Source organism: Aeromonas bestiarum (genome assembly GCF_028751155.1).
GTDB classification, from domain to species: domain Bacteria; phylum Pseudomonadota; class Gammaproteobacteria; order Enterobacterales; family Aeromonadaceae; genus Aeromonas; species Aeromonas bestiarum.
Genome location: NZ_CP064746.1, coordinates 1,482,608 through 1,504,901, shown reverse-complemented (window position 1 = coordinate 1,504,901; position 22,294 = coordinate 1,482,608). Strand labels below are relative to the sequence as shown.

Genomic DNA, 22,294 nt, shown 5'->3' with positions numbered 1-22,294 from the left:
AAAGAACGGTACGATATCACGCGCGAAGAACCATCCATGAAGAGAGAATAAAAGATAAGGCTGCTCGGTTCGAGCAGCCTTATTGGACTTATTTGGTCGAAGTGGTTGTGCTGGTGTTGTTGTTGCGGCTATTGGATTCAGATACGGCCACAGCGGTCACCAGAGCGGCAGCCGCACCGACAGCCACAACAGTGGTGGTTACACCAGCAGCAGCTGCAGCTGCACCAGTACCCGCAGCGCCACCCGCAGTGCCCTCTACAGCCACAGCTTCCTCTGCAGCCATTACGTTAGCAGAAACGGCCAACAAAGCAGCCAGAGCAAACGCAGTCTTCTTCATATTATCTTCCTTTTTGTTGATACATTTAAATCTTATCACTGAGACCTTAATTTCTCCCAGCCACAGTAGTATTACCCAAACGAGACATCAATTAAACCACGATTACCGTCTGGTGTCTCTTAAGAAGCCTGATGTGCTCTCGGGAAAATCAGGCCTTCGTTTTATCACCATAACTGTACTGATAGTACCCGTAGTTACCGTAATAACTGCTGGCCTTCTTCTCGATGGCATTGAGCAGGATCCCCTTGATGGCCACCCCATTTTGCTCGAAGCGGCGAATTGCCACTTCCACCTCTTTGACGGCAGTCTTGGCAAAACGAGCAACCAGCAAAGATGCACCCACATGCTGACCAACGATGGCTGCATCCGTGACCGCCAGGATAGGAGGGGAGTCAACGATGACAAAATCGTAGTGCTCACTGGCCCAATCCAGCAGCGCTTTGAAACGAGGGTGCATCAACAACTCGGAAGGGTTGGGTGGCACGGCGCCACGACAGACAAAATCAAGGCCATCAAACCCGGTCTGGCTCACAACGCGTGCCAGCTCTGTCTGACCCGCCAGATAGGCACTCAGACCGGCGCCCATCTCCTGCCCCATGACCTTCTGCATATAGCCTTTGCGCAAGTCGGCATCGATAACCAGCACCTTCTTGCCGCCCAGTGCCAAAGTAGCAGCAAAGTTGGTCGACACGAACGTTTTGCCAAGACCCGGGCCCGGGCCGGAGATCATCACTATATTGTTTTTAGCTTCCATCATGGCGAAGTGGAGGCTGGTTCGCAGACTACGCAGTGACTCCATCGCCAGATCGGCCGGATTGCGTGCAGCCAGCAAGGCTTCGTTGAGGGGCATTGCCTGCCGCCGCTTCTTCTGCTGCTGCTCGATGGTGGCCTGCTCAGCGGAATAGGGGATCGTGGCATAGACAGAAAGCCCAATCTCTTCCAACTGTTCCGGGCTTTCCACACCACGGTGGAAGGCTGCACGCACCAAGATCAACCCCACCGACAACATGCCACCCAGCAGTGTCGCCAGTACCACGATCAGCGGCTTCTTCGGCTTGACGGCACGGGTTTCAACGGCGGCATCATCGATGATCCGCACATTGCCGATGGTGCCCGCCTTCATGATATTGAGCTCCTGCTGCTTGTTGAGCAGCTGGACGAAGATCTCCTGACCCACCTGCACATCACGGGTCAGACGCAAAATCTCCTGCTGGGTTTTTGGCAGACGCTTGATCGACTTGTTGATCACATTTTTGGTATTCATCAAGGTCTGGCGCTTTTCCATCAGGGCGATATAAGCGGGGTGCTGGCGGGTATAGAGTTGCTGCAACTCCGCTTCCCGGAAGGTCAACTCATTGAGCTGCTTCTCGAGGCCCACCATGGTATCCAGTGCAGCTTTAGCTTCCAGCGACAGATCGACTGACTCATTCTCCTGACGATAAACATTCAACAGCTCTTCAGAACGGTTCAGCTCCTCTTTCACCTGGGGCAAATGAACTTGCAGGAAGTCCAGGCTCTTCTGTGCCTCTTCGGTCTTGCGCACCACATTCTGCTGCAGATAGTTCTGGCTGATGTTGTCGAGCACAGCGCGAATGCGGCCCTTGTCTGCCCCTTCCAGCGCCAGCGAGATGATCCCGGTATTTTTGCCCTTCTCACTGACCTGAAGACCACTCTGCAACTCAGTGATCACATCCAGTACCGGCTGTTTGACCAGCGTGAAGACCTGCCCCTCATCGGCGGCCACATCTGACAACAGCAAGGTGACATCATCTTTCTCAAGCAGCTCGCCAACCCGCCCTTCCAGCACCCGCCCCTCAACCTCCAGGGTAAAGTGCTTGTCTGCGTCGACAGTCAGCGTTAGCGGCGTTCCCACCAATTCAGGCACCACCTCAAAGCGGCTCACCGCCAGCTTGGGATAGGGATGTCCCATCAGTCGTGACATGCCACGGCCGACCAGCGGGAAGAAATTGGGCGTCACCACGGTATCGAGATGAAGTTCTTGTACCGTACGGCCTAGCACCATACGAGAAGTCAGCAACTCAATCTCAGCGGCAGCATCAGGTTGTTCGCCGCCCAATACATCGGCCATGTCCCCAAGCAGTGCAGCACCGCTGGCTTTTTTCTCTACCTGCAGCAAGGCGTTTGCCTTGAAAACGGGGGTAGCCAGCAGTGCATACGCAACGCCAAGCACCATAAATAGCGCGGTGATCGTTACAATCCACCAACGTCCATCGATCAGATAGCCCAACAGGCGCCCCAAATCGATCTCGTCATTCTCCACCGCAGCACTGCTCTGCCGGGACGAAACAGAAGAAGTCGTCATTCAACACAATCCATTTTTATTGTCAGATACCACATGCACATAATCAGTGATGGTGGGTGTCGTTACAGTTTTTTTACCCAACCATCGGCGCTACGCACCAACAGCTGGTAAACATGTTCGTAAGCTTCCCGGCTCAGACGATAGGGATCGGGCACTTCGCTCTCCCCCTGCCAGTGGCCAAACAACATGGTTTTGCCACGAGCCCCAGGGTCAATGGCCGTCACGGCAGAGATATGCCCTTTCTCCATCACCAGGATCAGATCAGCATCCTGGCAGAGCGCACGCGTCAGTTGACGCGCCGAGTGCCCCTCAAGGGAGAGCCCATGCAACTGTGCCACCTCGCTCGCGACCTTGTCGGCCGGCTTGTCAACCAGAGCATTGACCCCGGCAGAACTCACCTGACGGCCGGGCAAACGCTCGCGAAGCAATCGTTCACCGGTTGGGGAGCGGCAAATATTGCCCACACACACCACAAGAATTTTTTCAAACATATCGCTGTCGCTCTTCTATATGTAATCTGCAACCACCGGCTCCCAATACGCACGTCTTCCCAACGGGAGGCGGATCGGGGGAAAGTGAAAACTCCCCTTATTGTCTCATCTTCTCCCCCTCCCGTTCATTACCGAATCAAGGCAACAAACAAGCGGGGTAAGAGAGACACAAACCTCCTCTAAATATCCTCTTCATGTTGGAAAGCGACTGAACGTAAATTAACCGGTAGAGGTTAAGCAGGCTCACACCTTACCAGTTGCGTACCCGCAGCATCCCTTCGGTCAACTCGTTAAAGCCTGTGATTGAAGGCACCAGTTGACTCAACACACGATTCCAGCGCGTTACCGGCGCCGTGGTGACATAGACCACGTCATAAGGTTGCAGTGCAAATTCGGTGCCCATCACCAGCGCGGTGGCATCACTCAGGTCAAGTTGATAAATAGCGGCTTTCTCTTGCGCTTTCGCGGCGGGGCGCAATACGAAGATACCTGTCGCATTGGCGGCATTCTGATTAAGACCTTCTGCGGTACTCAGTGCTTCGGTCAGGCTCATCCCCTCACGGCCAATGGTCAGGGTCGATGCCTTGTTGACCTCCCCCATCACAAAGACTTTCTGGGCGTCGTTGCGCGGCACATAGAGCATATCGCCGTCACGCATCAACTGATTGTGAGAGAGATCCCCATACTGCAGCAGATCCTGCATGGAGAGCGGGAACTCTTTGCCCTGACGGGTCAATACCACATGATGCCAATCTGCTGTCGGCGTCAGCCCCCCAGCCAGATTGAAGGCATCGAGCAGGGTCATCGGTACATTGGTGATGGCCTGGGCGCCCGGTTTGGTCACCTCACCGGAGATATAAACCTTCTGAGAACGGAAGGCTGCAATGCTTACATCTACCTGTGGGCTCTCGATATACTGGGCCAAACGCTTGGCAATATCGGTACGAATATCCGCGACGGTTTTGCCCACCACGGCCACCTTGCCAATATAGGGGTAGAAGATGGAGCCATCGGCATGCACCCAGTTGCCCGCTTCGCTGGCACTGCGATAAGAACCGGCCGGGATGGTCAACTCCGGGTGATCCCACACAGTGACATTAAGGATATCGCCCACACCAATCCGGTACTCATAGCTGCTGATCTGGTTATTGAGCTCTAGGTTAGCCTTGCCCACAACCGGCGCCTTGCGCAATTGGCTGACCAGCGCGGGGGTGACCGGATAGATGTCTGCCAGCTGATCAACATCAACGGAGCCTGTAGCTACCTCGATTTTGCCACTGGTGGAAAGATTGGTACCGGGCACCACAGTGCATGCACTGAGCAGGGCCACGGCCGACAACAGAGGAATGAGCTGAATCCTTTTCACTACCACACCTTATTAAGCTTGCCATCAAGAACTGAACGGAAAAATCGCCATATGATAGCGGAAATTGCGGAAAATTCTGAGAGAAATTTTCCAGGAAATCACTTATTTTCTCAAAAAATTACGGTATATAAACTTGCGGACATCTCCAGGTAATAGTCTTACCGGGACACGTAAAAGCAGGTTTCTACAAAGTTGTAATTCACTTATAAACCCAGATCTATAAAAGCTCATCTGCGCTGAGACTTCTGAACACGCGTATTTGAAACCACCACGCCTAATTTCCATACCATTGCCAGTTCTAGCATAAACAAGCACCTCAGGTATATTGGCGGTGACAGCTCCCTTGTTTATCATTCGCACCCATAACGCATAATCCTCGTACAAATAATTATCTTGATAACTACCTGCATCAAAAACCTTATCCTTTTTATACATGACGGTCATATGATTAAACGGATTACGTTTTTTAGCAAAATTAGAAATATGTAAATGATCTACTGGTAAGCGTCTATAGGCATGAGTTTTGTGATGTTCATTTTCAAATTCAGCAATCCAAGTGCCGACAATATCCACACACGGATGCAACTTTATATAGTCTACTTGTTTTTCAAATCGCAAAGGATGACAGATATCATCACTATCAAATCTAGCAACCCACTCATATGCACACTCTCTAAGACCATGTGATAAAGCCTTACCTAAGCCGATATTTTTTGGTAAAGTAACAATACGTAATACCAATCCCAATTTGTTACACCAACTTTCAATTTCAGAATCCAATTCTTGTGTTAAAGGACCATCTTTGACTAATACAATCTGGTCTGGCTTTACAGTCTGCTCATCCCACACACTAAATAAAGCTTGATGTAAGTGACAGGGAGAGTCATTACGATATACAGATAACAATAAGCTAAATTTCACAAAGCCCTCAACTTAAGTATCAATAAAACATAATTCAAAGATCAAGCTCGTTACTTCCCCTAGTATTTAGGTATGCAGGAAGTAATGCAGCTAAAAAGACAAATGGATATATTGCGCCCAAAGAAAAACCGCATAAATTAATTGCAATCCAATATGGCATCGTTTTATATTTGCTTTTATAAATATTAAAAACCACAAAAGCGCAATACCATAAAAACGCAATAAAACCAAACTCAACATTCAGAAGAACAAAAATGTTATGTGCACCTATATGTAAAAAATCTATAGCGCGGCCAATGCCTGCACCAAATAAAAGCATAATCACATCTGCCTGTTCAAAATAAATCAAAAAACTATCGATAATATCTAGCTTACTTAAATAGCTTCCATCTGAAAGTATTAGTGGTAGAACAAAGGATGCAACGATAGACATCAAAATAAAAAGATATATCTTTTGACTACGTGTAGCATGTTTTATAAAGAGATATGCAACAAGTGAAATATATGCAGCCCGAGAAAACGTGAGTGTAATTAGAATAACAATAGCAATAACAAAAAGTTTTTTAACTTTTTCTTTATGAAAAAATGAGTCTACTATAAACAGTAGTGAGATTAATGAAAAGGCAACAAAGTTTGAATCCACAAACATTATGCTATTGTATTTATATTGGTAAAACATCAGTGACTCATCTTGTTTTTCAAGCATGGATGTCTTAACAATAGGATTTAAAATACGATAAGTGGCTTCTACGACATAAAGAGATATTATACCCCACAACACCCAGACGTTAACACTATATCGAATAGCTGTCATGCTACTCAATAGTGATGGCAACACCAATATAATAATCCCTGACAATATGAAATTTAAATAGGTGCCGTAGTCACCAACCATAGGGAAAATAAATACTGCATAAGCAAGCGAAAAGGCACCAAAAATGAAATTACCATCCATTTTGATCGCCCCTCTATTTAAAACAAATATGGCCAAAATGAATACACACAAAGGTAAAACAAAATAAATTGGGCTCAGCATTATTGATGCTGTATATAAAAAAACACTCAACACGAATAAGTTTAATATATGGCTAGCTCTCAATTTTAACGCCTTTCATTATGTTACGGACACTTATCAACTCAGATAAATTTAAAATGCAGTATCAAAACCCCAAAATGCATTGTAATACTCACCAAATAAATAATGCACATCTTCACCGAACAACAATCAAGACATGTTTATATGGATTAAGATTAACAAAAAAAACTTTTCCAGAATAAAGCATACCGGCCTAAAACCCCAGTTTATTATCGCATTTCTCTCTAACAACTGACTACAAGTTAATATATATCCGCGAACATAATAGAGTATTTATGCCTAAATAAAAACTAAGCCATCATTTATATTCAGCCTAAATAGTATGTTGCAAGCAAAAGTAATCACTCACCCTCACGATAGTATTCTTCATACTCACCAAGCATACGAGTAGCTGATGATAAATAAATAGCTCTTGAATCTTTAATTATCTGAGATTGTTCCTCATTCATTATTTTATCATATAAATCATTACTATCTTTTAATCTATAGCATTGGATAACTGGACCTAAATATTCCTTTAACTCTAAATGAGGTTTTATATCACTTAGCAGTGCTTTTTTACCAACCTGGATAGCTTCTAATACGCTTAATGGGAAACCTTCTGCTATAGAAGTTGAAATCAACACGTCAGACTCAAATAAAATATCACTTGGATTATCTACATGTCCCAAAAATGAAACGTTTGGATAATCTTTAAACTTAGAAGAATAATACGCAAGTTCAGGGCCATCACCACAAACCGTCAATTGAAATTTTTTATGAAATTCATCATTAGCATTAATGAAAACTTTTGCTATATCAGCAAAGTTTTTTCTTTTAATAAGCCTACCAAGGAAAAGCAAATTTATTCGCCTATCTGTATAATGATAATCATTTAACTTAACATTATTCAGTGGGCATTGTAAATTTTGTATTGTATTGACATATACACCATTTCTAACTACCTTTGAATCGATAGAAAATCTATGTAAGTTTTCACTAACAGAGCTAGAACAACCAATAACTAGATCCAATCTCTTTAAAATAAAAAAATGTATTCTAGATAAGACAGCACCACTCAACTTGCCATACTCCATAGAATAATCCAAATCAGGATAGTTATGGACTGTTGAAATGAATTTAAAACAATCAAGCTTAATCACCTTACATATAAATCCATATAAATCAGGAAAAAAACCATGTGAGTGACAGACATTAAAATGATTTAATTTAAAAAACGTTAAAACCCAGAAAATTTTAAAAACCGGGCTAATGTTATCAGGAATAAAAACCGTTTTACAGTTCGGAAAGGCAAAATCAGATTTCTTCCTTAAACATAAGACCGTAAAGTTAACATCACCGCCATCACAGGCTTTGGTCAAATACTTTACAACATTTACAGGGCCAGCATTATCATTTGACGGCACCATTAATAGAACATTCATCTGCTAGCCCTCCAAATAATAATTTTAGCTCTTACTCTGCAATAAATATATTGCGCCTGATACGGTGATACAATTGCAGACATCAAAAAAAGGATGTATTTCATAGAGCTATTGCTTAACACGGCTCTCTTACATAAAGCATTTGACAAAGAATGTAATTTGACAATTCTTGAGCTATTAATGTATCTTGAGAAATCCCCACTATCTGTACATTCAATACCAAACCTCAACCTTTCATTATATAGCTGGCGAACAAAGTTAAATGCGCGCCGCTGTGATACACCAAAAAGAGTTGATGTGGAGCCATCCCTAATACGTATTTTCATACCTACATAACCAGGAATGTTTGCAAATTTATATCCGCTAGTAATCATCCTTAGCAAAAAATCATAGTCCTCGACAGAAGGAAAGCGATAACCATTAAGACTTTTATAAACAGAAGCTCGACACAACCATATATGGGATACTGGTGGGCAAAAATAAGCCATTCTATTCAATATATCAAAATGTTCAGGGAAACGATTAAATGCGCCAGTTACAACACCGCGTTCATTTATCGTCTCTATATCGCATCCGACCAAGTCCACCTTGGGATGTTGGAGAAGGTAGTTGATTTGTTTTTCTATACGGTCAGGATAAGCAATATCATCCCCATCAATCCTGGCAATAAACTCACCACTTGCATAACCAAGCGCTTTATTTAATGAGTACACGATTTTTTTGTTTTCTGAATTCTTAAGTATTTTTATCTTTTCGTTTTTGGAAAAATTGTCAATCAACACCTTATAAGTGTCATCCGTCGATGAATCATCAACTATAATTAACTCCAAATCTTTGTATGTTTGATTCAGAATTGAGTTGACCGCATCTAGTATATACAAACCAACATTATAGACTGGCATTATAACGCTAACTGTTGGTGATTTTTCGCTCATCAATAATCAACCATTTTCAACATGAATTATAACTAACCCAAAAAAGCATATATTATTTATATCGCCGAAAAAAAATTCGCACCCACCGCCATAATTCGTATGCTTTTTTGTATAAAAATAATAAATGGCATAGCTTCATTGCATATACCAACTTTAATGTTCTGAATTTTGAACCAAAAATCAAATTATTGGTATCTGGATACAAATCAAATGCAAGTTTTATCCTTTCTATCTCATTATGAAAATGTAATGCGAATTGTAATTTCACACCAAGCTTAAAAACATCTAACTCATTCGCATATAAATCTATAGCATTAATCTTACTCAGATAACGCTCAGTCAATCCAACTATACCAACCAGATCATCCAATGCTTTTTTAGAATAACTTTTAGTTAAAGAATTTTCATTTAACCTATTGTAATGATAAAGAGGTTTATTTATATGAACAATCTTGTTAGCATTAATAAAAACTAAGAAGGTGACAAAAAAATCCTCTCCCATATCATATTTACTATGGAAGGTTATCTCATGTTTACGAAATACATCTGCTTTCACTAATTTATTACAGCTTGAGTTTGATATATCTCCTACTAACAATTTTTTGACGCAATCTTGACCGCTAGAACCTACATGTTCATTAGCTACAAGTGTTTTACTTAAGCATTCGACGAAAAAATCACATATTATAACATCAGCATCAGAAGCAACCGCTTTATTGTACAACGTTTCCAACCAATCATTCTCAGCCCAATCATCACTATCCAAGTGAATTATATAATCACCGGTAGCAAGCTTCATCCCCTGAGAACGAGTGGCAGCAACACCTCTATTCTCACGGCTGATCAAAATAACGTGTTCTTGACGAACCGGATAACGAGAGATTACATCATTTATTATTGATAGCGAACGATCTTTTGAACCGTCGTCAATAATTATAAATTGTACATCATCTAGAGTCTGCTCCATCAAGCTAACCATTGCTCGCTCAACATATAGCTCCGTATTATAAACCGGTACAATGACAGAAACTTTGGGCGTAGACCGGAGCACAACATTTTGATTATGCATATTGTTACTTCTAATTTAGTGCTTGAGTTATAAATGAATGAGCAAGCATCTGTTGTTTAGATTTAATTTCATTGATTTTAGCAAAGTCAATGACATCATTAATAACATTAATACTCACATCACCTTTACTAAAAACAAGTCTAGATTCAAGTTCAAATAGTTTTAGGATAGAAGTAAAACGCGCCAAGCCGCGGTCTCGGTTGCCTATTGCGATAAAAGGCTTATTAAAAATAATCGAAAAAGCAACACCATGAAACGAATCGGTAACGACGTATTCAGCATCCATAAATCCACGCAGCCATTGAGTAACTGGTGGATAAACACCGTTACTTTCCGGCATGACGGTAAAAGGCTTCAGGCCACGCACCTTAGCCACTTGCTGAATTATCTGCTGCTTTTCTGGTGCCTGGTCGAGTACATACACCATCATGTTACCATTACTCGCAGGAATTTTCTCTTGCTCAACTAACTGGCGATAGACGTCTTTATCCAACAATAAGGTGGGATCTATCACATGTTGTGCCGATGTACCAAAATACTGTTGGCAAAGCTCGACTGCGCTATCTTCTCGCACACCGACTGCATTGAATCGCTGTAATAATGGCGCATACTCTGCCAATTGACCAGCACTAAACTCATCGCAGTTATCAACCCCAAATGAGGCAGCATAAGCAATACGCTTCGCGCTATCATTTTTATCTAAAAAAGATAAAAAGAACGCAGACATCCCTGGTGAGTATGCAGGTCGCCATACCTGATCACTTCCTACTATATAAGCATCAAAACTGTATTGCTTTATGTATTTAAATTCACTGACTAAGCTTATTTTTTGTGTGGTTTTAATATGCTCAGAAGTAAAACGATTAGTGTGCTGGCCGATTATTTTTTTCTGCTCGTCTGCCAATGGAAATACATTGCTTACAGAGCGCTGCAAAATGTATTTCCGAATGACATTTCCAACAATACTCTTAATTTCGGAAAATGGAGATCTTTTCTGAATAGAAAAATCTACAGTCAGCACATCGTGACCTTGATTCTTCATAAAATGTTGCAAAGCAAATGCCTGCAGTAAACCACCGTAGTTATTATAAAGCGGCTGGGTTAAAATTGCGATTTTCATTTAGTTAACTCATTCAAATAAATTTAAATTCGGATCAATACTTCAGATAACTCTCTTCTCTGTGATAGTGTGACTCTAAATTCATCTTTCGCAATTCCGATTGGTATAACACAAATAATTTTTTCAGACTCAGGCAAATCAACGACGCCAGTGAGCTGCTCTTCTTCTTTAATTAATTTACCCCAGTTGGCAGGGCAATTTGCAATTTTATAATAATGTAAGGCATACAACATGTTCATTAAAAACATACCACCATCGATATAAAACTGATTGCGTTCACCTACTGTATAGAAGTAATTACGATCAACAGTTAACAACAAAACTTGATTAATATTTTTCGTATAACCTGTTAGGCCACCTTGAATTATTAGCAGCTTGTCTATCCTCTCTTTGTCTTCAAGCAAATAAACTTTGCAAGCTTGCCGATTGCACACAGAAGGAGTGTTCAATGCTAAGGTTATGGCTTGTTCAATGAGTGACGCAGGCACTAGTTCGCCGGTATACTCACGGACACTTTTTCTTGAGTTTGAAAACTTACTAAAATCGGCTGATACTGGAGCGTAAAACTCATCACGTGCATAATCTATGGCTCCCTTAAAGTGAGTAGAGTAGGCATCACCTAATATCTCTTTATAACCTTGATACTGAGACAATGTGTAATAATCACTGATATCAATATCCATTTTCTTGTGAAGCTCATAATACTCGCACATCACCTGATAGGCCACACGAATTTGTGAGCGCTTTACATTCTCTTTAATCACGCCTAATGCAAGACTTGGATGCAAGTTTTGAATACGTGGTTGTGCAAATCTTGGCTTTGTATTTCTAAATAGCAGACCTTTTTCAACTGAATGGTAATCAAGAATTAACTGGCACTCTATTTTATGCAAGCCCTGCTGATTGAACACGGTCGAATGCTTTAAATACAAATTAAAATCTTTAACAAAATTTGCTATTAGAAGTTGAAAATAACGCACGTACATAATTTTATCTACGCCGCCAGCGCCAATTACTTTCTTTACTAAAACTTTGATTTTACTTTTCAAAAAAACACCCCATAAAAATTATAAGTCAAAATTACCTTCTAATTAAAGAGAATATCATCTTAAGTAATTTATTCAACGCAGGGACGTATAATAAATAATACTTAATTTTCAAAGTAAAGTCTAAGGAATCGCATTCCTGACTTAAGTATTTAAAAATATTTTTCGCATCAGCTAGCTTTTCATGGCTAATCATGACTTGAAATTTAACTTTTTTGTATTTCTTTTCAATTTTATTTAGGTATTCATTTCGCTTTGTTTGACATATGTTAATTGCCAAGAGTGTGTTTATAACCGTTCTTTCATAAGTTTCATATTTTGCAATAACTTGCTCATAGGTAGCATATTGACCACGAGAGTGTGAGTCGGCTCGAACCAAAACAGAGTACAGATATTTTTTAATTGTTAAACATTTTCGATTATAAAATAGCGGCAACATCAATTGCCAATTTTGTCCAGCATTTTTTTCAGTATAAATAGTTAAACTAGGCAACACCTCACGCAAGTGGGCACTCTTCGCCATATAATTACCTGCCCCAAACCAAAAACCATTTATTGCAAACAAGCAATCTTCGAACAAATCTGTTTTACCATTATTTTGTGTGATGACAGCAAACTCACCAACTCTCTTTAATGTATTTTCATCCAATAAATGACAATGACAACGCACTATACTAGTTTCATCATCACTTGTTTCAAGAGCCTGTACTAGCTCAGAAATAGCTGTATCCGCAGAGTAAAAATCATCACTATCAGGCCACACAAGATAATCACCCGTCATCCATTGCAATCCTTTATTGATCGCAACTGATTGACCTGAATTATCTTGATAAAGATAAGTTAATTGATAACCTTTGGCCGAAAAACGTGGAATATAAGACTTAATAACTTCAGCTGAGTTATCGGTCGAACCGTCATCGATCACACACATTTCAATGCATGGGTAATCTTGCATCAATACTGAGTCTAATAACCGATGGATAAATTTATCGCCATTATAACAAGGCGTAATTATACTGACTTTTTTATTTGAATTCATTGTTAGCGCTTTATCTTATTTAAAATAAAATTACTTATTGTTACTCGCACTGCCCTATCTATTGCTAAATAATAACTGGTAATAATAGTTGTTAATGCAGTTGCCAAGGAAACCAAACACAAGCGATAAAAACTTGGCTCAAATTGCTGCATACAAAGCCAAGCCACTATCGTAACTAAGATAGTACAAACACCACAGGGCAATATGACTTTATTGATGAATTGAAAAAACGAAAATCTTGGGAGTAATATACTCAGAGTCCATGCATTTGATAGCATACCAATTATAACCATGATAATATTAACTTGATATGCTATTTCTGCCGAGAAATTATACCGATATGCAAAAAAGGCTATTGGAACTACAAGAAAATAAAGTGTTCCATTAATTAAACTTGGGCGTTTAATATTCCCTGTTGCATGTATGGCACTAACGATAACTGAAGAAAAGTTAGCGATAAAATTGAAAACTAATATGTACTGACAAAATAAAACCGCAAAATCAGGTACATTGCCCAGCCATAGTGCTAATACATAATCCATCTCTAATATCAATGGCAATGATACCATTAAAAGAATGAAATAGGTAAACTTTGCGGCATTCAATACTAAAAAAGTAGTGCGTTGATAATCACCACTCGCATAACTTTTAACTATTTGCGGCCTGACAGCAGATAATGCACTTGAAGCAAATGACATAACAGCCCCCTGTACCTGCATAGCAATCCCGCTGGCAGCATTAAGTAACGGACCAAAAAAAATATTGAGCAATATATTAACACCTTGTGAGCGAGCTAATACGCTGGCATTACCGTAGAGATCCCAACCTGAAAAACTTAACATTTTCCTTATCAGCAATTGATTTATATTTAGCTTGAAATGGCTAACGCAAAATTTATTCATTGAGTAACAAGAGTTACAAATAAACATTGCGCATGACACACCAAAAACTAAAGCGCTATAGGTTATTAATCGGTCTGTACCGAAGGTGCTTAAACAAAATACAATGCAAAGTTTCAATAAAACAGCCAATATATCTAAATAAGCAAAAGCCCTGAAATGCTCATATGAAATAATCAAAGCTGAATATGGCACCTGTAGAATTGCAATACATGCGGTTAATAATGAAAGAGCATATACCCACTTAGCTGCCACCTGGCGGGTGACATCAATATTTAAGTATTCAAATATCACGCTATAGCCTAAACCAACTCCTGCGACAAAAACTAATACTGCAATGAATAAATGAATAATCAAAGCCGATGTAAAAACTCCCTGCACATCGCCATTTAGACCTATCTCAAAATTAAAAAATCGTGATGTGGCAGTACCCATCGATGCGTTTAAAATTGAAAACATGGCAACAACACCACCTACCACACTGTAGATGCCAAAATTTTCAACACCCAACTCTTGCAACACAACACGTGAAGTATAGAGAGAAACGAAAAGACTGAAAAACATTCTTAAATACATAAAAAGTGTATTCCTAAGAATTATTTTATTATTTTCTACACTCAATTGATGGCCTTTTATTTTTTGAGGTATATTAATTTTTTAAGTAAATATCCCCCGGCAAAGCTGGGGGATTACTTTTTTATTTACGGATGAGAAAATGACGACGGCAATGTTGGATAGGATCACCCATCACTGCGAGATCATCGAGACAGGAAATAACTCCTACCGCTTCAAACAGAGGATGAAATCAGCAAGCTAACCCTGATCATTTTTCGATGCTGATTGACATCAGTGCGGTCTCAATAGCGCTGTCGCTGTAGTGAAAGCCCCATCCCCGGCGACCGTGGTGAGTGTCTGACAATGCCAGTGCTTGGTGGCTTGCTCATCCATCCAGAGGGTGAGGGAGCCACGTTTTACCAAGGCTTGGTTGTACTGTTTCCAGTTGCAGACCTTCTGTTTGGACTTGCCCCTTAATCAGCCCCTCATATGAATCAAGTGTGGTACGGCCTCCAGCGATATCCTCTTCATTTTGACCTGAAAATATACAGAGGGCAGAAATTTGAGAAACCCAGCAGTAATGCGGGTTGTAGCTTAGTCTGTTGTTCTTCAGCGTGAGCCAATGTTCACATTTTCATTAAACATGCAGCTATCTTCGAGGAAAATGAGGGGATCACTAAGGACTTGCCCATCTGACGTTCCAGGTTGGTTGACTCAGATGATCAGATCCCCGGATACGCTGAAAGTTCCGGATTTAGTCACAACGCCGTAGTCAACACCTAAATGAGTACTGCTTACGGAAGGATGAACTTCTTTTGATTCGGGCAGAATCGGAGGCTGGCGCTTTTACCCCTTTCACCCACCGTCCCAACTTCCATGCATACGTCAGACAGAACGAATAGACGGCAAACAGCAGCAAGTAGAGCCCCATATAATCATCCACTCCGACAACCTGGCCTGTTCGGCCAGAATACCGAAGAAGAAAATCTCTAAATTGGTAACTACGATTAACAGCAGAGATTCACGAGCGGTGTGCGGTCACCACTAGTCGAAATGCGGACGTTACCGCCCCATGCCAAACAGCACAGTCTTGACAGTCAGTAGCAGGACCTTGATATCCAACAGCAGACTTTGATGCTTGATATAAAAGATATCGTATTTATGCTTCCATACACCATCTTCAATAGATGCCCCATAGGGGTATTTGACCTGGGCCAGGCCGGTAATACCGGGCTTGACCGCATGACGGAAGCGATAATACGGAATAACAGCCTCCAGCTCTTTGATAAACACTTCCCGCTCGGGTCTTGGACCAACCAGTGACATTTCGCCTTTAAAGACATTGATCAATTGCGGCAGTTCATCAATACGGGTCTTGCGAATAAAACGGCCAACACGAGTGACACGGGCGTCGTTCTTGCTCGCCCATTGAGCACCATTTTTTTCGGCATCGTTTCGCATAGAGCGGAATTTGATTACGTCGAATTCCTGGTTGAACAGGCCAACCCGGGCTTGACGATAAAAGATGGGACCAGGTGATTCCAGTTTGATGGCCAGCGCAGCAAGCAGCCCAATGGGAATGGCAACCAGACTTAGCGCAATGGCAGAGAGCAGATCCAGCGCTCGCTTGACAATGCGATTGGATGGACGGGAGAGGATGGAGAAAGATTTCATGTGCAGGAAGTAGCCGCTGTGCAGCAACTCCACTTCAGTGCGGCCGAAACGACGGTCCAGATAACTGACCAGCGGTTCAACATAGGCGCCATATTTTGTTGCCAGTACCAGCATGGCGGCCAGTTCATCGGTAAGGTCACCACTCTTGTAATGCACAAGGGTTTTGCCTTTCAGAGCCGATAGCTCGGTCACATTAAAGTTCAACGTGAACGGATAATCCGCAAGCACACGCTCAATAAGCGCCCTGTCATTATCACTGCAGTAAACATAAAGCTCATCACTTTTCATGTGAACCCGCTTAAGCTCATACACCAGATTACCCATATCCAGTGAATGGCTCTTGGCCGTCAACTGTTCATTCGCTGCAATCCCGAAGGCTGCACTGCTATCAATTTTATTATGCATTTCCCTTAAGCTCTCTTCATGTCAATGCCCTGAAAAACAACCATTGAGGTGTCTCTCATCGGCATTCGACTGCCACGTAACGTAGATTTTTGTGTTTCCCTCAAATGCCTGTTACAACAGACTTCAGGAAACGAACAAAGAAAAGAGATTGATTTTTATTTGAAAGCGAGAAGCTGATCAGGAGTAGCGCGGCATACACGTCGTATTTGACGAGCCTGGCAGTAAAAATATTTCAATTTCAATCGTTTGCCAACCAGTGAACACCATCTGGCTGATCATACCCCAGCGTTGCCACACTCTCTATCCCGTACCATATATCTGGGGACTACTACCGGTCCCTCTTTTATCGATATTATCGCTATCTCTAGCGCCGAACTGATTACAAAGGAATCAATTGCGGGCTAAAAAACAAACCAATCTATAAAAAAATCAATGGCTACCGCCCCTGAGTTACAGCTCCCAGTGTGCATGCAGTCTTTTTATATTGTCTAAGGCATCAGTAAATTGATATGTAATTTGCGATACCTTACTGCTGACGATCATGACAACAAAGCAAGTCGCCACTCCAGCCATTCGCCATAACTCAGCTTACCCTGAGCCATTATTTTGCGCAAAAATGTAGGATTATTTCGAAATCGGTGGAGGGGGAATTCTACCTGCAGTTCGTCGAAATGAGTAGCCAATCTAGTCCACGACAGGCTCGATCGATTAAAAAACAAACAAAAAAGCAAGCGAGCAAAAAAAAAAAGCGCCCAATAATGGGCGCTTATATACAAGCTCAGTGATTGGCAAGCAAAAAATCTATGTTATGTGAGGGCAATTTAACGACATTATCACTTGGTGGTAGCTGCTGCTTGGCCAGCCACACCAGATCACAAATCCCATCCGTCGGTTCGAAGGCTGCCGGGGCATGCATCAGGATGTCGCGCACTTGCTGTTGATCAAAACGGTGACAAGCATTATCCAGCGAGGCCAGCAAAGGGCGTAGTCGCGACCAAGGCAGCCAGCTCTCTTGTGACACCATGATCCTGGGATGTTCGGTTCCTCTGGCATCATCACCAATCAGTAACTCTTCGTAGAGCTTTTCACCCGGCCGCAAACCCGTCACCTCGATGGCAATATCACCATCGGGCAGTTGCTCATCACGCAGTGTCAGGCCGCTCAGGCGTATCATGCGTTTGGCCAGCTCCATGATCCGAACCGGTTGCCCCATATCGAGCACAAAGACGTCGCCCCCCTCCCCCATTGCACCCGCCTGGATCACCAACTGGGCGGCCTCAGGTATCGTCATGAAGTAACGGATGATATCGGGGTGAGTCAGGGTGATGGGTCCCCCTTTATCTATCTGCTGTCTGAATAACGGCACTACTGAGCCGGAAGAGCCGAGGACATTGCCAAAACGCACCATACAAAAACGGGTGTTGTGCTTCTCGCGGGTCAAGGCTTGCAAGATCAACTCGGCCAGGCGCTTGCTGGCCCCCATGGTATTGGTTGGCCGCACGGCCTTATCGGTAGAGATGAGCACGAATGTTTCCACCCCTGCCTCAATGGCCGCTTGCGCGGCATAAAGAGTGCCGAATACGTTGTTACGCACCCCTTCAATGATGTTGAACTCAACCAGCGGAACATGTTTGTAAGCAGCGGTATGGTAGACGGTCTGGATCCTGAAGCTCTGCATCACCGTCTTGAGACGATGCTGGCGCTGCACTGACCCCAGTAACGGCACAAGATCCGTTTCGATTCCCTCGCGTTGACACTGTTCACGCAGATTTTTATGCAAGATATAGAGGGCATATTCAGATAGCTCAAACAGTACCAAGGTTGATGGTCGGCACCGCAAGATCTGACGGCATAGCTCAGAGCCTATAGATCCCCCGGCACCGGTCACCATGACAGCCTTACCTGTGATATTGGCCTCCATCAATGTGGTCACCGGCTCTACCGGGTCTCTGCCCAACAGATCGTCAATGGAGACCTCATTGAGCTGATCAATGCGGGCTGAGCCATTGACCAGATCGGCCATTCCCGGGATAGAAAGCACTTCGCAAGAGAGGGGCTCAAGTGCATTGATCACCTCCTGACGACGAGCCCTGGTACTGCTCGGCATGGCCAACAAGATCTTCTGCACCCCATGGTGGTCAATCAGAGTTGGCAGTTGGGCGCTGTTATAGACGGTACATCCCTGGATCACGCACCCCTGTTTGGCAGGATCATCATCCACAAAGGCGACGGGATAAAACTCATTGCCTTGCAACAAGGCCATTTGCAACTGACGACCGGAAGAGCCAGCGCCATAGATCAAGACCTGAATGCGCGCCAAACGGGTTGTATTGAGCAGCGCCCGGAAAAACAGCCGCACACCACCGACCAACAGCACCAGAAAGGAGAGATAGATAACCGATACCGTTCTGGGCAGGAAGATATCAAAGTAAAACGCTGAGATAACAAAGAAGCTGGTTGAAAGAAATGCTCCCAGCGAGATTGTCCATAACACCCGAAAGCTGACATATCGCAACACAGCGCGATACAGCCCCAGCCGCACAAACACACTGATGCTTACGATGATAATTGCGCCAAGCAGAGCCCAGTGATGGGGGCTATCAATTGGCCAACTATGTTCAAGCCGGATCCAGTACGCTCCCCAATAGGTCATGGTGATCAGGACCATATCAACGGCGACAGATACGGCACGCTTGCTGGCACGTGACAGGGAACCCAGGCAGGTCAGTAGCCAGCTACCACCGGGGAAAAGCCCATCTCTCATTCTGGTACTCCAGCCTTCAGATGATTCGCAAGAAAAGCTAACGGCAAGTAGGCAATGACCAGACCCATCACACCATCGAGCTGGCCCAGTACAATCATGACAGCAATCGGCGCAAGCCAGAGGCTATTTATAAGAAGCACAGCCAATGTCACGTTTCTATGACTCTGCCAACGCCTCGCCAGATATTGATAGCCATGAGTACGATGAGCCTCACTCAAACGACACTTCAGGCGATAGCGATTCAGCAACGTCCAGGTAGCATCAACCACAAACACACCTAGCATGACGAGCCATGCCCACAGGAACTGGGGAACGGAAGCGGCATCCAGCAGCATCAGGGCAGCCAGCATCAGGCCAAGAAAACCACTGCCACCATCCCCCATAAAGATCCTGGCAGGCGGAAAATTCCAGCACAAGAAGCCCGCCGCCGAAATTCCCAGTAGCAGGGTCAAGCTGGCAAACGACCACTCCCCCCCAACCAGATAATGCAATAACGCCATGAACAGGCAGACGACAACGGCCTCGCCGGCCGCCAAGCCATCGATGCCATCCATAAAGTTGTACAGATTGATAAACCAGATCACCCCCAGCCAGGCCAGTAGATAACCGAACCAGGCGAGATCCAGCTGCCAACCAAACAAAGTCAGCTCAGGCAAACCATCAACAGCAGACACCACCAAAGCGGCTGCCACACTCTGCACAATCAGGCGGGTTCGGGGCTTGAGAGAGATGTGGTCATCGATAAAACCAACCAGTGCAATCCCAAGAGCCGCAGCCCATATCAATGCGAAACTGCTCTGGGATATGCCATAGGACAGTGGGATCAGGGCGACAAACAACGGGGCTGCCAGCAGAAAGGTAGCTACGATAGCCATGCCACCGCCTCTCGGGGTGGGGACCTGATGTGAACTGCGATGATTGGGGTGGTCAAGCAAGCGGGTCTGGGCGTAGCGCCTGAGCAGGCCAGTCATGGTGATTGAAAGAAACAGACAAAATATCGACAACAAAACAAATGCCAGCATCAAGACGACTCACTATGGGAAGATGCCATCAGAGATAGGGTCTGAGAGAGCGAATAGGGTGCCGACCATTGTAATCGGCTCTGAGCCTTACCGGTATCCATTTCCAGAGAGCCATAAATCCGTTGCAGCTTGGCATCAATCCCCACGCAGCGGCCCAGCCCTCTTATCACTCCTGGTGGGAGATAAAACAGTCGACAGGCGACCCCTTCCGTATCAGCAATCGCCGCCAACAACTGCGACGTCGACACCGCGACCGGATCTGCAACCAGAAAAACCTGGTTCACTGCGGCAGGGTGAGCCATCGCATGGGCAATGAAGTCACACAGATTAGGCAACGCCAACAGGCTGCGCGCATTGTTCAAACGGGCAAAAGGGAGCGGGATCCCTTTGCGCACCCACGTCATCATGCTGGCAAAGTTAGCCTTCACCCCTTCCCCATAAATAAGAGGAGGACGAATGATAGTAACAGCCATACCACACTCTTTCGCGAGCGCCATCAGACCCTGTTCCGCCTCATACTTCGAGCGTCCATAAGGATCTTCTGGCGGACTCTGCACATTCTCATCAAATGGCTTGCCTGGCTCGGTCTGCTCGCCGTTCACTTTGATCGAGCTGATAAAGATGAAGCGCTTGACCCCAGCCTCAGCCGCCTGCCGGGCAAGAGCGAGGGTGCCCTCTGTATTCACCGCTCGAAATGCCGCCAGGGGATCAGTCGCGGTATCAGACATCACATGCACCCTGGCTGCACAGTGAACAACCACATCCACTTGTTGCAACTGGGCCGTCCAGTTGGCATCCGCAGTCAAAGAGGGAGCCTGAACTTGGTACGAAGCGAGAGGGCTACTGCGCACCGCACCTTTCACATTCGCCCCACACCTAAGCAGGTGTTCACAGACCGCCTTGCCTACAAATCCGTTGGCACCAGTGACTAGCACTGTACTTTCGATATCTGCCATTACCACCAACGCCAACCGTGAATATTGAAGAAAGTCACCATGGAACGCCCAAACATCCAGATATGGCGCCAACCTTTGCGCGATGCATGACCACCGTGATGGACAACCTTCACCTGAGGAACATAAGCAATCCGGCTGATCTTTCCTGCCCGCAAACTGATGTCAAAATCTTCAAAATAGAGGAAAAAGCGAGGGTCAAACCCTCCGAGCTGTTGCAAAACATCTGTGCGAAACAGCATAAAACAACCACTGACAATGGGTGGGTCCCACAGCACATCATGATTGTTGAGCTGATCTGCCATCTCATATTTTGCCAGGCGTGTCTGGAATAACGTCTTCACACTCGCAGGAGCAAAACCACGCAGCAATAAATCAAATACGGTTGGATAGCGTTTGCAAAGCCGTTGTACCTCACCATCTTCCCATGTAGCGAAAGGCGTCAATAATCCGCAATCCGGATGCTGCTCCATAAACTCAAGTGCATTTTTCAGTGCATCTGGGGCAACTTCAAGATCAGGGTTGAGGATAAGGTGATATTTTGCATCCGTCTGCAGTGCTTGATTATGACCCACACCAAAACCAGGGTTGGTTGCATCAACTATCGACTTATAAGGAGCAGACCAACATGGTAATATATCCTCCACCTTTAACATTTCTGCTAACGAAGGTGAATGTTCTATCACATACATAAAGGAACTTAATTTACTAACATGAAGAGCTATATTTAACGTTGATAGCGTTTCTTTTAGCATACTCAAATTAGGTCGATAATTAACAATAGAAACCGAGAGAGTATTTTCTTTCACCCAAGCGAACCTAATTAAAGAAGAGTACGAATTAAAATAATAGATG

The 22,294-nt window shown here is 44.0% G+C and carries 19 protein-coding genes and 1 pseudogene; 1 reads left to right on the top strand and 19 read right to left on the bottom strand.

The window, feature by feature from the left end; genetic code table 11:
* Positions 1-88 precede the first annotated feature (88 nt).
* The 13 genes from IU367_RS07165 to IU367_RS07105 all read right to left on the bottom strand — a co-directional run bounded on the left by IU367_RS07165 (position 89) and on the right by IU367_RS07105 (position 14,642).
* On the bottom strand, positions 89-337 hold the full coding sequence (locus tag IU367_RS07165) for a hypothetical protein (RefSeq protein ID WP_274453841.1): 249 nt from the start codon (positions 335-337) through the stop codon (positions 89-91).
* A gap of 148 nt (positions 338-485) precedes the next feature.
* Positions 486-2,660 (bottom strand): polysaccharide biosynthesis tyrosine autokinase, encoded by a 2,175-nt coding sequence (locus IU367_RS07160; protein ID WP_274453840.1) that lies wholly within the window; start codon positions 2,658-2,660, stop codon positions 486-488.
* 62 nt (positions 2,661-2,722) lie between these two features.
* Complete coding sequence (locus IU367_RS07155) at positions 2,723-3,151, bottom strand: arsenate reductase/protein-tyrosine-phosphatase family protein (RefSeq protein WP_274453839.1); 429 nt, start codon at positions 3,149-3,151, stop codon at positions 2,723-2,725.
* 250 nt (positions 3,152-3,401) lie between these two features.
* On the bottom strand, positions 3,402-4,517 hold the full coding sequence (locus tag IU367_RS07150) for a polysaccharide export protein (protein ID WP_274453838.1): 1,116 nt from the start codon (positions 4,515-4,517) through the stop codon (positions 3,402-3,404).
* Positions 4,518-4,619: 102 nt separating this feature from the next.
* On the bottom strand, positions 4,620-5,438 hold the full coding sequence (locus IU367_RS07145; protein ID WP_274453837.1) for a glycosyltransferase: 819 nt from the start codon (positions 5,436-5,438) through the stop codon (positions 4,620-4,622).
* Positions 5,439-5,472: 34 nt separating this feature from the next.
* On the bottom strand, positions 5,473-6,474 hold the full coding sequence (locus IU367_RS07140) for a hypothetical protein (RefSeq protein ID WP_274453836.1): 1,002 nt from the start codon (positions 6,472-6,474) through the stop codon (positions 5,473-5,475).
* Positions 6,475-6,875: 401 nt separating this feature from the next.
* Entirely contained in the window at positions 6,876-7,958 is a 1,083-nt protein-coding gene (locus IU367_RS07135) for a glycosyltransferase family 4 protein (RefSeq protein ID WP_274453835.1), read from the bottom strand.
* On the bottom strand, positions 7,955-8,893 hold the full coding sequence (locus tag IU367_RS07130; RefSeq protein ID WP_274453834.1) for a glycosyltransferase family 2 protein: 939 nt from the start codon (positions 8,891-8,893) through the stop codon (positions 7,955-7,957). The genes IU367_RS07135 and IU367_RS07130 overlap by 4 nt, the downstream gene beginning before the upstream one ends.
* A 52-nt stretch (positions 8,894-8,945) precedes the next feature.
* On the bottom strand, positions 8,946-9,962 hold the full coding sequence (locus IU367_RS07125; protein WP_274453833.1) for a glycosyltransferase family 2 protein: 1,017 nt from the start codon (positions 9,960-9,962) through the stop codon (positions 8,946-8,948).
* Between the two features lie 10 nt (positions 9,963-9,972).
* Positions 9,973-11,082, bottom strand: coding sequence for a polysaccharide pyruvyl transferase family protein (locus tag IU367_RS07120; RefSeq protein ID WP_274453832.1), 1,110 nt, complete (start codon positions 11,080-11,082; stop codon positions 9,973-9,975).
* 23 nt (positions 11,083-11,105) lie between these two features.
* A complete protein-coding gene (locus IU367_RS07115) occupies positions 11,106-12,131 on the bottom strand; it encodes a nitroreductase family protein (protein ID WP_274453831.1) in 1,026 nt (341 codons plus the stop codon).
* A 31-nt stretch (positions 12,132-12,162) separates the two neighbouring features.
* Complete coding sequence (locus tag IU367_RS07110) at positions 12,163-13,167, bottom strand: glycosyltransferase family 2 protein (protein ID WP_274453830.1); 1,005 nt, start codon at positions 13,165-13,167, stop codon at positions 12,163-12,165.
* Between the two features lie 2 nt (positions 13,168-13,169).
* Positions 13,170-14,642 carry an MATE family efflux transporter gene (locus tag IU367_RS07105; RefSeq protein WP_274453828.1) on the bottom strand — a complete coding sequence of 491 codons (1,473 nt, stop codon included), beginning with the start codon at positions 14,640-14,642 and terminating at the stop codon, positions 13,170-13,172.
* A gap of 91 nt (positions 14,643-14,733) precedes the next feature.
* On the opposite strand from IU367_RS07105, the gene IU367_RS07100 reads away from it, so the two are divergent.
* Positions 14,734-14,883 carry an ATP-binding protein gene (locus IU367_RS07100; protein ID WP_420796502.1) on the top strand — a complete coding sequence of 50 codons (150 nt, stop codon included), beginning with the start codon at positions 14,734-14,736 and terminating at the stop codon, positions 14,881-14,883.
* A gap of 27 nt (positions 14,884-14,910) precedes the next feature.
* Here IU367_RS07100 and IU367_RS07095 read toward each other — a convergent pair.
* The 6 genes and pseudogenes from IU367_RS07095 to IU367_RS07070 form a co-directional block, all read right to left on the bottom strand.
* Positions 14,911-15,044, bottom strand: a pseudogene (locus IU367_RS07095) (transposase); the annotation flags it as partial.
* Positions 15,045-15,683: 639 nt separating this feature from the next.
* Complete coding sequence (locus tag IU367_RS07090; RefSeq protein WP_274453827.1) at positions 15,684-16,700, bottom strand: exopolysaccharide biosynthesis polyprenyl glycosylphosphotransferase; 1,017 nt, start codon at positions 16,698-16,700, stop codon at positions 15,684-15,686.
* Positions 16,701-17,478: 778 nt separating this feature from the next.
* Positions 17,479-19,464 carry a polysaccharide biosynthesis protein gene (locus IU367_RS07085; protein ID WP_274453826.1) on the bottom strand — a complete coding sequence of 662 codons (1,986 nt, stop codon included), beginning with the start codon at positions 19,462-19,464 and terminating at the stop codon, positions 17,479-17,481.
* On the bottom strand, positions 19,461-20,486 hold the full coding sequence (locus IU367_RS07080; RefSeq protein ID WP_274453825.1) for an MraY family glycosyltransferase: 1,026 nt from the start codon (positions 20,484-20,486) through the stop codon (positions 19,461-19,463). The genes IU367_RS07085 and IU367_RS07080 overlap by 4 nt, the downstream gene beginning before the upstream one ends.
* Positions 20,486-21,442 (bottom strand): UDP-glucose 4-epimerase family protein, encoded by a 957-nt coding sequence (locus IU367_RS07075; protein WP_274453824.1) that lies wholly within the window; start codon positions 21,440-21,442, stop codon positions 20,486-20,488. Before IU367_RS07075 ends, IU367_RS07080 begins: the two co-directional genes overlap by 1 nt.
* Positions 21,442-22,248 (bottom strand): glycosyltransferase family protein, encoded by an 807-nt coding sequence (locus tag IU367_RS07070; RefSeq protein WP_274453823.1) that lies wholly within the window; start codon positions 22,246-22,248, stop codon positions 21,442-21,444. Before IU367_RS07070 ends, IU367_RS07075 begins: the two co-directional genes overlap by 1 nt.
* Positions 22,249-22,294: the final 46 nt, after the last annotated feature.